9 protein-coding genes are annotated in these 11,975 nt (G+C 70.2%); 7 read left to right on the plus strand and 2 right to left on the minus strand.

Features of this window, described 5'->3' with window-relative positions:
* Positions 1 to 20 precede the first annotated feature (20 nt).
* Entirely contained in the window at positions 21 to 2,426 is a 2,406-nt protein-coding gene (locus EHO50_RS22630; protein WP_128432897.1) for a protein kinase domain-containing protein, read from the plus strand.
* Positions 2,427 to 2,471: 45 nt separating this feature from the next.
* On the opposite strand, the gene EHO50_RS22635 is transcribed toward EHO50_RS22630, so the two are convergent.
* Positions 2,472 to 3,986 carry a hypothetical protein gene (locus EHO50_RS22635; protein ID WP_128432900.1) on the minus strand — a complete coding sequence of 505 codons (1,515 nt, stop codon included), beginning with the start codon at positions 3,984 to 3,986 and terminating at the stop codon, positions 2,472 to 2,474.
* 168 nt (positions 3,987 to 4,154) lie between these two features.
* Here EHO50_RS22635 and EHO50_RS22640 point away from each other — a divergent pair, with 168 nt between their 5' ends.
* The 3 genes from EHO50_RS22640 to EHO50_RS22650 all read left to right on the plus strand — a co-directional run bounded on the left by EHO50_RS22640 (position 4,155) and on the right by EHO50_RS22650 (position 6,808).
* Positions 4,155 to 4,886, plus strand: a complete 732-nt coding sequence (locus EHO50_RS22640; RefSeq protein ID WP_128432903.1) for a prepilin peptidase — start codon at positions 4,155 to 4,157, stop codon at positions 4,884 to 4,886.
* A gap of 109 nt (positions 4,887 to 4,995) precedes the next feature.
* Positions 4,996 to 6,195 carry a cyclic dehypoxanthinyl futalosine synthase gene (gene mqnC / locus EHO50_RS22645; RefSeq protein WP_128432905.1) on the plus strand — a complete coding sequence of 400 codons (1,200 nt, stop codon included), beginning with the start codon at positions 4,996 to 4,998 and terminating at the stop codon, positions 6,193 to 6,195.
* 7 nt (positions 6,196 to 6,202) lie between these two features.
* On the plus strand, positions 6,203 to 6,808 hold the full coding sequence (locus EHO50_RS22650; protein WP_128432908.1) for an imidazolonepropionase-like domain-containing protein: 606 nt from the start codon (positions 6,203 to 6,205) through the stop codon (positions 6,806 to 6,808).
* Positions 6,809 to 6,917: 109 nt separating this feature from the next.
* Here EHO50_RS22650 and EHO50_RS22655 read toward each other — a convergent pair whose 3' ends face one another.
* Positions 6,918 to 7,907, minus strand: coding sequence for a chitinase (locus EHO50_RS22655; RefSeq protein WP_128432911.1), 990 nt, complete (start codon positions 7,905 to 7,907; stop codon positions 6,918 to 6,920).
* 133 nt (positions 7,908 to 8,040) lie between these two features.
* On the opposite strand from EHO50_RS22655, the gene EHO50_RS22660 reads away from it, so the two are divergent.
* From EHO50_RS22660 to EHO50_RS22670, 3 genes are read left to right on the plus strand one after another with little or no spacing between them, the layout of a single operon-like run.
* Positions 8,041 to 8,454: a hypothetical protein gene (locus EHO50_RS22660; protein ID WP_128432913.1), complete on the plus strand. Its 414-nt coding sequence runs from the start codon at positions 8,041 to 8,043 to the stop codon at positions 8,452 to 8,454.
* Positions 8,455 to 8,473: 19 nt separating this feature from the next.
* Positions 8,474 to 10,789 (plus strand): bifunctional polysaccharide deacetylase/glycosyltransferase family 2 protein, encoded by a 2,316-nt coding sequence (locus EHO50_RS22665; protein ID WP_128432916.1) that lies wholly within the window; start codon positions 8,474 to 8,476, stop codon positions 10,787 to 10,789.
* The gene (locus tag EHO50_RS22670; RefSeq protein ID WP_128432919.1) at positions 10,789 to 11,964 is read left to right on the plus strand and encodes an acyltransferase family protein; all 1,176 of its coding nucleotides are present in this window, start codon (positions 10,789 to 10,791) and stop codon (positions 11,962 to 11,964) included. Before EHO50_RS22665 ends, EHO50_RS22670 begins: the two co-directional genes overlap by 1 nt.
* The last annotated feature ends 11 nt before the right edge of the window (positions 11,965 to 11,975 follow it).

Here is an 11,975-nt window from a genome sequence, read left to right on the forward strand (position 1 = left end):
GACGACGGGGAAGGCCCACCATGGAGACACTGCAGCCCGACGATCCACGGGAGTTGGGCAGCTACCGGCTGCTGAGAAGACTCGGTGCCGGCGGCATGGGGCGTGTGTATCTGGCCCGTTCTCCCGGTGGCCGTACCGTCGCCGTGAAGGTGATCCGCCCGGATCTGGCGGCGGACGCCGACTTCCGGGGCCGTTTCCGGCACGAGGTGGAGATAGCCAGGGCGGTCTCCGGCCGCTACACCGCCCCCGTCGTGGACGCCGACCCGGACGCCTCGCTGCCGTGGCTGGCGACGTCGTACGTCCTCGGCCCCGACCTCACCGATGTGGTCGCCGCGCACGGGGCGCTGCCGGAGCGCACGGTTCGCGCCCTGGCCGCCGGGCTCGCTGCCGCCCTCCAGGACGTCCACGCCGCGGGCCTGATCCACCGTGACCTCAAGCCCTCGAACGTCCTGCTGGCCGCCGACGGCCCGCGTGTCATCGACTTCGGCATCGCTCGTGCGGTGGACGCAAGTCGTATGACACAGACGGGAGTTGTGGTCGGCTCGCCCGGTTACATGCCGCCGGAGCAGGCGCTGGGGCAGGACGTGGGGCCTGCCGGTGACGTCTTTTCGCTGGGTGCGGTGCTGGCCTTCGCCGCGACCGGGCGCAGCGCGTTCGGCGACGGTGCCGCCTCGCACGCGGCGCTGCTGTACCAGGTCGTGCACGGGGAGCCGGACCTGACGGACGTACCGCCGTCCCTGCTCGGGCTGATCCGTGCCTGTCTGATGAAGGACCCGGCGCAGCGGCCGGCTCCCGCGGAGATCGTCGCGGCGCTGGCGCCGGAGGGCGTCGAAGGAGTGCTGAGCGACTGGCTGCCGTCGGCGGTGGCGTCGACCATCGCCACGCATGCGGCGGGGATCCTGGATCTGGAGGCGCCCGAGCGGCCGGAGCAGCCGCAACCGCCGCGGCCGGCGGTGTCCTTCGGGCCGCCGCCGACGGTGGGGGATATGTCGGCGGGCGCCTCGGCTCCGACGCCGGGGTACGGGTATCCAGCGGCGCCGGGCTACGGCACTCCGGCTCCGGCCTACGGCACACCGGCTCCGGGATACGGCACCCCTTCAGGCGGCACACCCGCGCCGGGATACGGATACCCGCCCGCTGCCGACACCCCGCAACCCGGCACGGTCCAACTGGGCTCCCCCCAGGCCGGTTCGCCTGCCGCCCCCTCCCGCCGCCGCGCCCTGGGCCTCGCGCTCGGCGGGGCGGCGGCGGTCGCGGTGGTGGGCGGGGGCACGGCGTTGTGGCTCGGGCGGGACACCGAGGCGTCCGGCGGATCGACGACGGAGGACGGCGAGGGCGGCGGGGGCGGTTCGGCCCGGCCCGCAGCGGAGAACTTCTCCACCCCGCCGGCCGGAGTGGCGCCCCAGCCGCTGTGGCACAAGACGGTCGCGGACGACAGCACCAACCCCGACGTACCGCTGCTCGTCCAGGGCGGCCTGCTCCTGGTCAGCGGCGACCCGCTGGTGGCGTACGACGTGAAGACGGGCAAGGCACGCTGGTCCAGGCCGGACATCTGCCGCCCCGGAGCCCCGCTCCTCTTCCACGGCGGCAAGGTGTTCCTGTCCGACGGCGACTACGACGGCGTACTCGTCGCGTACGCCGTGCAGACCGGCAAGGAGGCCTGGCGCAGCCGACTCGGCAAGCAGCTGAACGTCGAGGACACGCTCGCCATCGACGACAAAAACGTGTACGTCACGGCCACCGACTACAGCGACTCCAAGAGCGCCACCGACTACCGCACGGCGGTCGCCGCGATCAGCCACACCACCGGCAAGAAGGTGTGGGTGCACAAGCGCGACTGGGGCACCGACGACTACGACGTGGAGGGCACCGCCTCCGGCAAGTACCTCGTCTACACCGACTCCAAGAAGAACCTCACCGTCCGGGACACCGCCACCGGCGGGCAGTTGTGGACCAGGAAGATCGGCGACGACTGGAGCTGGCGGCCCACGGTCGCCGGTGGCCTGGTCTTCCTGCCGGGCGCCAGGCTCACCGCCCTGGACGCGGACACGGGTGCCACCGTCTGGACGCTGTCCCCCAACGGCCGCCGCGGCTTCAAGAACCCGACCGTCATCGACGGCGTGCTCTACGCGAGCGACTACGACGACGGCGTCTGGGCCGTGAACGTGAAGACCGGCAAGCGGATCTGGCTCTGCGACGAACTCGACGTCGAGGGCCCGGAGACGTTCCTGAAGGCGGGTGCCACCCTCTACGGCGCCACCGGCTCCCTGGACGGCGGCGTGGTCGCCCTCCAGGCCAGGACCGGCAAACTGCGCTGGACCTTCACTACCAGCGAGTACCACGGGGACACCTGGCAGATCGCCCTGGCCGGCAACCGCCTGATGGTGACGAACGGTCCGGCGATCTACGCACTGCCGGCCGTCTGAGCCCGGCCGGGCGGGACCTCTACGGGCCGCGCCACCCGGCAGGGCCTACGTCTGCAGTGGCGCCGGATTCCGGCGCCGCAGCAGCAGCCTGCGGACGATCCCCAGCAGACCCGCGACCAGCCCGAACGCCAGCCCGGCCGCGAGTACACCCATGAACAGGGCCGGCCAGAAGTCGGCGCCGAAGAGCGGCGGCAGTTCGTCCTCCCTGACAGGATCCGTCACCGGGTACGGGTCGCCGGGGGAGGTGGCTTCGTCCGTGCGCGGGGTCTTGTCGAGGATCGTCATCAGGGCGCCCAGGCGTTCGCCCAGGAAGTGGTCCTCGGCCTCGTCCGCCTTGTCGTCGCCGTAGGTGATGGATTCCGGCAGGTCGAACAGGAGGCTGTAACCGTCCAGCCGCAGGCCGTGGTTGAAGACGTTGATGTAGCCGCTCGCCGGGTCGGCGACCACGTACACCCCGTCCACGCCCAGCTTGTCGTGGACCGCCGCGGCGAACGCCTCCTCGTCGCCGCCGGACTCGTCCTCCGTCAGCTGCGGGACGAGCGAGACGAAGACCGGGCCGCCGTCCCGGGAGCGTTCGAACGCACGGATGCGGTCGTGCAGGCGGGCCGACTGGGCGGAGTCCAGGACCCGTGGGCTCTCCGGGTCCGCGTACACCGGGTCCTGTGCCAGGCCCTCCGCCACCCGGTCGAGCCGGGCGTTGAGCTCGATCGCCCTGGGCCTGGGAGACCAGCTCGACCTGGTCTCGTCGAAGACGAGGGGGGCGGTCACGGCGATCGCGACGGCGCAGGCGAGGGCCAGCACCGGGAGGGACCAGCGCAGGGCGCGGCTCGCCTTGACCTCCTTTCGCCAGGTGGCCCCCGTGGTCCCGGCGGCCCTCGGGAGGCGGTGCCACCAGCGTCGTACGTACGGAACCAGCAGCAGAATCAGCAGCGGTACGCCGGTGAGCAGGACTCCGGTGAGCGACGACTGGTCGCTGCGGTCGGACGGACCGATGTACAGGGCCGCGGGCTCCTCGCCGTCGTCGTACTTCGCCCGCGCCGCCTCCGCCCGCGCCGCGGCCTTCTCATCGCCCTGCGCGACGACCTCGACGAAGCGCTCGAAGCGGCGCAACGGGCCTGCGTCATAGGGGACTTCGTACAGGGCGACCGTCCAGGCGTCGTCCGCCGGGGCATCGACTCCGTACGCGGCGGCATCCGCCACGTTCGACTCGTCGATGAGCACGTACAGCCCGTCCCGGCCGAGTCGCTCGTGGACCGCGTCGAGCAGGCCCGGGTCCGTGGCGCTGGGGCTCGGGAGGACGATGACGTACGTCGGGACGCCGGTGCGCTCGGCCACCTCGGCGAAGGCGGGGGCCGTGGACCGCGGGACCTCGCGGGGGAGTTGGTCGGTGACGTGGACCGGGTTCGTGCGGAGGCGGTCTGCGAGGTACGCGGCCTGGGCGGCGCTGTCGGTGGCCGCCCGGGCCGGTGTGGTGGCGGTTGCGAACAGGGCGGCCAGGGCGCAGAAGAGGAGAAGGACGCGCCGGGTTCCGCGTATGCCGTATGCCCTGCCTGTACGCACTGCTGCTGTCCCCCCGTGTCGCGCTGAACTGCCGTACCCCGGCACTCTACTGAGCACGGCTTCGCTGGTGCGAAACGGATCAAGGGTGGGTTCCGGTATGCCCTGGGGGCCTGTCCGCGGCGGCTGCTACGGTGCCACGTTCATGAGCACAGCGAGTGGTACGGCGGGATGAGCACCGCCCTGTTGATCCTCAGCGCCGCGCTCTGGGGTGCGGCGGCCGGGGTGCTGTTGCCTCGGGCCGCCTACCGGTTCTCCGTGCCGGAGGAGGAGGCGTGGCGGGACCGGTGCCCAGGAGGGCATCCGATCCGGGGGTGGATCGGGCGGGGCCGGTGCGGGGAGTGCGCGGGCGAGCGGACGTACGGCCCCAGCGCGGCCCTCATGGCCATCGTCACCGCCCTCGTCTGCGCCGCCCTCGCCGCCGCCACGGACACCCGGCCCGAGCTGGGCGTCTGGCTGCTGCTGGCACCCGTCGGCGTACTGCTCACGGTCGTCGACTTCCGGGTACGGCGGCTGCCCAACCCGCTGACCCTCACGCTGGCCGGCGCCGCGCTCGCACTGCTCGGCCTGGTCGCCCTCGTCCCCGAGCACGCCGGTGACTGGCCCACCGCCCTGTGGGCCACGCTCGCGCTCGGCGCCGGCTACTACGTGCTCTATCTCATCAACCCCGGCGGCATGGGCTTCGGCGATGTGAAGCTGGCGCTCGGGGCGGGGGCGGTGCTGGGGTGGTACGGCTGGTCGACGGTGATGCTCGGCACCTTCGCCGGGTTCCTGTTCGGGGCGCTGTACGGCTGGGCGCTGGTGCTCCTGCGCAGGGCCGGGCGCAAGTCGGCGATCCCGTTCGGGCCGTTCCTGATCGGCGGGGCGTTCGTGGGGCTGCTGATCGGGGCGTACGCGGCCTGACGCCAGGTCCAGGTGGACGACCGGCCTCCGTGGCCTGACGTCCGTCATCCGAAACGCCTGGCGTAGGCTGGTTCGGTCCGTTCAACCCCTTGACGAAAGGGACGCCCCGGTGACCGAGAAGGCCGACCTCCAGTCTGTGCTCGACCGTGCCGCAGCGGGCGGACGCATCACCCCAGAGGAAGCGCTCGACCTCTACCGCGACGCCCCGCTGCACGCGCTGGGCACCGCCGCCGACGCCGTACGCCGACGCAAGTACTCGGGTACCGAGCACATCGCGACGTACATCATCGAGCGCAACATCAACTACACGAACGTGTGCGTCACGGCGTGCAAGTTCTGCGCCTTCTACGCGGCGCCCAAGGACCAGGCCAAGGGCTGGACCCGCGACCTGGACGACATCCTGCGGCGCTGCGCCGAGACCGTCGAGCTGGGTGGCACCCAGATCATGTTCCAGGGCGGTCACCACCCGGACTACGGCGTGGAGTACTACGAGAAGCACTTCGCCGCCATCAAGAAGGAGTTCCCGCAGCTCGTCATCCACAGCCTGGGGGCGAGCGAGGTCGAGCACATGGCCCGGATCTCCGGTGTGTCGGTCGAGGAGGCCATCACCCGGATCCACGAGGCCGGTCTCGACTCCTTCGCGGGCGCCGGCGCCGAGCTGCTGCCCGCGCGGCCGCGCAAGGCCATCGCCCCGCTGAAGGAGAGCGGCGAGCGCTGGCTGGAGATCATGGAGGCCGCGCACAACCTCGGTGTCGAGTCGACGTCGACGATGCTCATGGGCACGGGCGAGACCAACGCCGAGCGCATCGAGCACCTGCGGATGATCCGTGACGTCCAGGACCGGACGGGCGGCTTCCGGGCCTTCATCCCGTACACCTACCAGCCCGAGAACAACCACCTGAAGGGCCGTACGCAGGCCACGATCTTCGAGTACCTGCGGATGATCGCCATCGCGCGGCTGTTCATGGACAACATCCAGCACATCCAGGGGTCCTGGCTGACGACCGGCAAGGAGATCGGCCAGCTGTCGCTCCACTACGGCGCCGACGACCTCGGCTCGATCATGCTGGAGGAGAACGTCGTCTCCTCGGCCGGCGCCAAGCACCGCTCCAACCGGCTGGAGATCATCGACCTGATCCGCAAGGCGGGGCGGGTCCCGGCCCAGCGGACCACGACGTACGAGCACATCGTGGTGCACGACGACCCGGCGAACGACCCCGTCGACGAGCGTGTCGCGTCCCACATCTCGTCCACGGCGATCGCGGGCGGCACGGCCCACCCCGAGCTGAAGATCCTCGCCTCCAACTGACCTGACCGTGCTGACGATTCACGCCGACTCCAGAGGCCACGCACTCGTCGTCAAGGGCGACTGGATCGCCGACGCCGGGCCGCTGGAGGAACTCGTCGCCGCCCATCCGCGGGCACGGGTGCGTCAGTGGCCCGGCATTCTGACGCCCGGGCTGATCAATATCCACGGCAACGAGCTGCTGGAGGAGGCCTACCACCCCGATCCGCGCGAGGCCGACGAACTGGGCACCGAGCCGCTGACCGGGGACGCGCTGGCGGCGCTCACCATGGACGACGCCCGCTGGGGCGCGAGCGCCCGGCGCGGGGTGCAGCGGATGCTGGCGTACGGCACGGTCCGCGCTGCCTGTGAGGAACTGCGCAACCGCGCGGTGCGGGACGCCGTGCGGCGCACCGGTCTGGCGGTCATGGGCCGCATCGGGCGCCCCGACGGCGTTCCCTCCCTCGACCCGTACGCCTCCGGGTGGCCGGTGCAGTTCCCGCCCCCGCGGGAGCGCGGCTCCGCCGCCCGGTTCGCCGTGTTCGACGTGAGGGACGAGGCGGAACTCGCGGAGCGGGGGGCAGGGACGTGCGTGGCTACGGTGGTGGACGGCCGGTTGGTCTACCGCCGACGGTGAGGACGCGCCCCCTTAGGGGCGCGGGGCTGTATCAATAATGCGGCTCCGCCGCGTGGGCGCGATCAACCACCGACCACCCGCAGCCCGCGTACAACGGAATCACCCGAGCTCAACCCGAAAAGGCCTCCGCAAACGCCCCGTCCTCCTGATCCACCCCACTGCAATTCGTCAGGGCGTCATCCGAAGAAGACCCGTCGTCACACTGCCGGTCCCGAAACGTCGCCCACATGGAAACCCACCCGATCCCCTTCTCCTCGGCGAACTCCCGCACCTGCGCCGCATCGTCAAGCGTGAATGTCTCGTTGTCGACGTCGTTCACGCCGAGCATCGAAGTGAGCGCCATGGCCCGCCACGCAGTGGCGTCCGACGTGCCGAAGATCTCCTTGAGTTGCGTGTGGGTGGCCTTGGCCGAGGTGAGGGCGTAGTCGCCCATGTCATCGGCGTACGACTCGCCGTAGTTCATCGTCATGATGTTGACGGTGGAGACCTGGACGTCGTGCTCGTTGGCGGACTCCAGCAGCGCCACGCTGTCGTCGTCGAGTCCTGAGGGCATCACCGGCAGTGTGAAGGAGACCTCCAGATCGCCGCGTTCCTGCTGCAGCAGCGCGATCGCCTCCGAACGCAGGCCCACCGCGTCGGAGTCGGTCAGTTCGTCGCCCTCGATGTCGAAGTCGGCCTGCGAGGAACCGGCCGCGTCCAGTGCCTTCCCGTACGCCGCCGCCAGTTCGGACGCGCTGTCGCAACTCGCCGCCAGCTCCTTGCCGGAGGCGCCGCCGAAGGAGACACGGACGCCGGCGCCGTCCTGGGTGAGCTGCGATATACGGGACTTCGCGGCCGAGTCGGTGATGGCGTCGGTGCCGTTCCACTTGGGTGTGCAGTCGCTGCCGTCCGAGATCACGAAGGCCAGGTTGTACGTCGCCGGGGAGCCGGCGGAGTCGTTGTCGGAGGCCTCGGTGGAGCTGACGTAGGGGGCGTACGACGTGCCCGCCGCCTGAGTTGCCTCCGCCGTACCGTCAGCGGAGCCCGCGGAGCACCCCGTGATGGCCAGTGCAATTGCGCAGGTGAGTGCGGCCGCCGATTTCTTTGGGTACGTATGCATGCCGGCAAATCTCTCATCATTCCCCAGCCGTAGCCGAAAACTCTCAGGCAAAGGACAGACTCAGGCATTTCTCATATGCGTCTCACATAGAGAGCGAGTTCGGGGCACATAAAGGCTCCGTAACGTCCGGGGAATGCAATCCGAGACTGCCATCGACAAGCAAGCCGACGTGCGCGGTCGCCGCCGCAGGCGTGGCAAGGCCTCCGCCGAGGGGCCCGTTTTCGTTGACAACTCCGGACGTCGCTCCAAGCTGCTGCGTCGTCTCGGCCTCCTGGTCGGCGTCACCTGCCTCGGCTACGCGGTCGTGCTGGGCATGGCCTTCATGGGCGTCGGCACCTCACTGACGCCGTCCGAGCTGCTGCCCTTCGGCGGCGGCGGCCCTGCCGGTGCCCCGAACTCGGGCCCCGGCGGCGCCCAGCCGCAGGGCGGCGTCGGCACCCCGCCCGTGAAGCCCACGGGGATGCCGCCGACGGGCACCGCGACCGGCGAGCCGCCCGCCTCCGCCCCGACCGTGTCCGCCTCCGCCTCTGCGGCCGCCGCCAATTGACCGGGACGCATCCACACCCATGACTACGACGACTCCCTCACGCGGCCGCCGCCGCGCACCCACCCGAATCCAGCGGGCGGCGGGCAAGGCCGCGGCGTTGCAGAAACCGCGCGTCATCCTCGCCGGACTGCTCCTGCTCGCGCTGACCAGCATCATGCTGCTCGACGGCTATCTGCGCGCCGAGGTCGGTGGCGACCAGCGTGTGCGCACCGGGGCCAGCTCCAGCCAGGTCCCCGACAAGGTCCTCGACGGCGGGCCGATCCTCACCTTCCGGGGCGGTCAGGCCACCACCGTCTCCGTCCCGGACAAGACGATCGCCCTCACCTTCGACGACGGACCGAACCCGACCTGGACGCCGCAAGTCCTTCGGATCCTTGAGAAGTACGACGTACCCGCCACGTTCTTCGTGGTCGGCTCGATGGTCTCGCGCTACCCGGGGATCGTCGCGGACATGGTCGAGCAGGGCAACGAGGTGGGCATCCACACCTTCACCCACGTCGACCTCTCCTACCAGAGCGACGCCCGCGTCAACCGCGAGATGCAGCAGACCCAGCTCGCGCTGGCGGGCGCGGCAGGCATCACGACCACGCTGTTCCGGGCGCCGTACTCCTCGGAGACGGACGCCATCGACAACTACAGCTGGCCCGTCTACAAGAAGCTCGGCGAGGACGGCTACACCAGCGTCTTCGTCGACACCGACAGCGACGACTGGAAGCGGCCGGGCGTCTCGAAGATCATCAAGTGGGCCACGCCGGAGGACGGCGAGGGCGCGTCCGTGCTCTTCCACGACGCGGGCGGCGAGCGATCGCAGACGATCAAGGCGCTGCCGACGTACATCGAGAAGATGCGGGCGAAGGGGTACACCTTCACCACGATCAGCGGGGTCACCCAGGGGGACTCCGGTCAACAGCCGGGCGGTCAGCAGCCCGGTGGGCAAACCCAGCAGGACCCCAACGGGCAAGCGGGGCAAGCCGGTCAGGCCGGGCAGGTTGGGCAGAGTGGGCAGTCCGGCGCGGGGGGCTCGAACCTCCAGGCCGCCCACCGCGAGGCCACCGGCGCGACCCTCTACGAGGGCAAGGCCCTCATCGGGGCCGTGGCCGTCGCCGAATGGGCAGTGCCGGTGCTGTCGTTCGGCCTCCTGGTCGTCGGCGTCGCCGTCATGGGCCGCTTCGGCATGATGCTGATCCTCGCCCGCCGCCACTACCGGCAGCGCAACAAACGCCGGTTCAGCTGGGGACCGCCGGTCCACCAACCGGTGAGCGTGATCGTCCCGGCGTACAACGAGAAGGAGTGCATCGCCAACACCCTCGAGTCGCTGTCGAAGAGCACGCATCCGATCGAGATCATCGTGGTCGACGACGGCTCGACGGACGGTACGTCCGAGATCGCCCGCAGCGCAGCCTACGAACTCGGCATGAACAACGTCCGCGTCATCCGCCAGGAGAACGCTGGCAAGCCGGCCGCGCTGAACAACGGCGTGCGCAGCGCCAGTTACGACATCGTCGTGATGATGGACGGCGACACCGTCTTCGAGCCGGACACCGTACGGCAGCTGGTGCAGCCCTTCGCCGACCCGGAGGTCGGCGCGGTCGCCGGCAACGCCAAGGTCGGCAACCGCAACACCGTCATCGGCGCCTGGCAGCACATCGAGTACGTGATGGGCTTCAACCTCGACCGGCGCATGTACGACCTGCTGCGCTGCATGCCGACCATCCCCGGCGCCATCGGCGCGTTCCGCCGTGAGGCGGTGCTGGAGGTCGGCGGCATGAGCGAGGACACCCTCGCCGAGGACACCGACATCACCATCGCCATGCACCGCGAGGGCCGGCGGGTCGTCTACCAGGAGCACGCACGCGCGTGGACGGAGGCGCCGGGTTCGCTGAAGCAGCTGTGGTCGCAGCGCTACCGCTGGTCGTACGGCACCATGCAGGCGCTGTGGAAGCACCGCAAGTCGCTGACGGACAAGGGGCCTTCGGGCCGCTTCGGCCGGGTCGGCATGCCGCTGGTCGTGATCTTCCAGATCCTCACGCCGGTCTTCGCCCCGCTCATCGACGTCTTCACCGTCTACTCGATGATCTTCGTCGACTTCCAGGCGGCCCTGCTGGCCTGGCTCGCGGTGCTCGGGGTGCAGCTCCTGTGCGCGGCGTACGCCTTCCGCCTGGACCGGGAGAAGTACCGCTACCTGCTGATGATGCCGCTCCAGCAGCTCGCCTACCGCCAGATGATGTACCTCGTCCTCATCCACTCCTGCATCACGGCCCTGACCGGCGGCCGCCTGCGCTGGCAGAAGCTGAAGCGCACGGGCGAGGTCGGGACGCCGGCGGGGGTGAGCTGATGGGAGCGCACAGGAGAGGGGGGTCTTCCGCTACCGCACAGCCTGCAGCGCCGGGTCCCGATGCAGCGGACGCCACGGAAACCGACCTCGATTCACGCCCCAACCCCCCTGTGAGGGACCGCTACTTCGACACCCTCCGCGCCGTCGCCCTGGTACGGGTCGTCGCCTACCACACCTTCGGCTGGGCCTGGGCGGGCATGGTCTTCCCCTCGATGGGGGTCATGTTCGCCCTGGCAGGCACCCTCATGGCGAAGTCCCTGGAACGCCCCGCGCTCAAGGTGATCCGCAGCCGGATGCGCCGGCTCCTGCCACCCTTCTGGTTCTGGGGCTTCTTCGTGGTCGTGGCGATGCTGATCCACGACTGGATGCCGGGCTGGCAGATCGTCTACTGGATCGTGCCGCTGGGCGACCCGCCGGGCAACGCGTGGGGCCAGCAGGCCTGGGAGATCCTCTGGTACCTGCGGACGTACCTCTGGTTCGTCCTGCTGTCCCCCCTGCTGCTGCGGGTGTTCCGCCTGGCCCCGGTGGCGGTGCTGCTGCTCTCGCTGGGCCCGATCCTCGTCCTCCATTTCGCGTGGGAGCCCCCGGACGACCGCTTCGGCAGCGCGCTCACCGACCTGGCCACGTTCCTCTTCTGCTGGATCCTCGGCTTCGCGCACCGCGACGGTGTCCTGCGGCGGCTGAAGCCGTTCGCCGTCGCCGCCCTCTCCCTCGCGGCGATCGCGTACGGCGGCTGGTACGCCTTCACCCACCAGGCCGAAACCGGTTCCTACGACCTGGACGACATCCCCCTCGCCCAGGCGTTCTGGTCGGCGGGCTATGTGACGCTGCTGATGTACGCCAAGGAGTTCTTCCGGATCGACTTCGCCTGGCTGACCCTCCCCCACTCTCGGCTTCGCTCGAGCGGGGGGACCCCCATCGCCGCCCTGGACCACCTCGTGACGCTCTTCAACGCGCGTGCGGTCACGATCTACCTCTGGCACGAGATCGCCCTGATCCTCGCTGTCCCGCTGATCGACCAGTTCTGGAACGTGCCCGCGTTCGAGAAGTACCTGCCGCTGGAGAGCCAGTGGTTCATGTTCGGCATCGGCTGGATCCTGATCGCGGGGTTCGTCCTGCTGTGCGGCTGGGTGGAGGATGTGGCCGGGAAGAAGAAGCCCAAGCTCGTTCCGTGAGGGCCTCGGCC

Origin of the sequence: Streptomyces cyaneus (genome assembly GCF_004028635.1) — a bacterium.
In the GTDB taxonomy this organism is placed as follows: Bacteria; Actinomycetota; Actinomycetes; order Streptomycetales; family Streptomycetaceae; genus Streptomyces; species Streptomyces cyaneus.

What these genes read in the sequence shown, in the direction of transcription:
- EHO50_RS22630 (WP_128432897.1), top strand. Translation starts at nt 21, where the DNA reads ATGGAGACACTGCAGCCCGACGATCCACGGGAGTTGGGCAGCTACCGG.
- EHO50_RS22640 (WP_128432903.1), top strand. Translation starts at nt 4,155, where the DNA reads ATGAGCACCGCCCTGTTGATCCTCAGCGCCGCGCTCTGGGGTGCGGCG.
- EHO50_RS22655 (WP_128432911.1), bottom strand. Translation starts at nt 7,907, where the DNA reads ATGCATACGTACCCAAAGAAATCGGCGGCCGCACTCACCTGCGCAATT.
- EHO50_RS22660 (WP_128432913.1), top strand. Translation starts at nt 8,041, where the DNA reads ATGCAATCCGAGACTGCCATCGACAAGCAAGCCGACGTGCGCGGTCGC.
- EHO50_RS22665 (WP_128432916.1), top strand. Translation starts at nt 8,474, where the DNA reads ATGACTACGACGACTCCCTCACGCGGCCGCCGCCGCGCACCCACCCGA.
- EHO50_RS22670 (WP_128432919.1), top strand. Translation starts at nt 10,789, where the DNA reads ATGGGAGCGCACAGGAGAGGGGGGTCTTCCGCTACCGCACAGCCTGCA.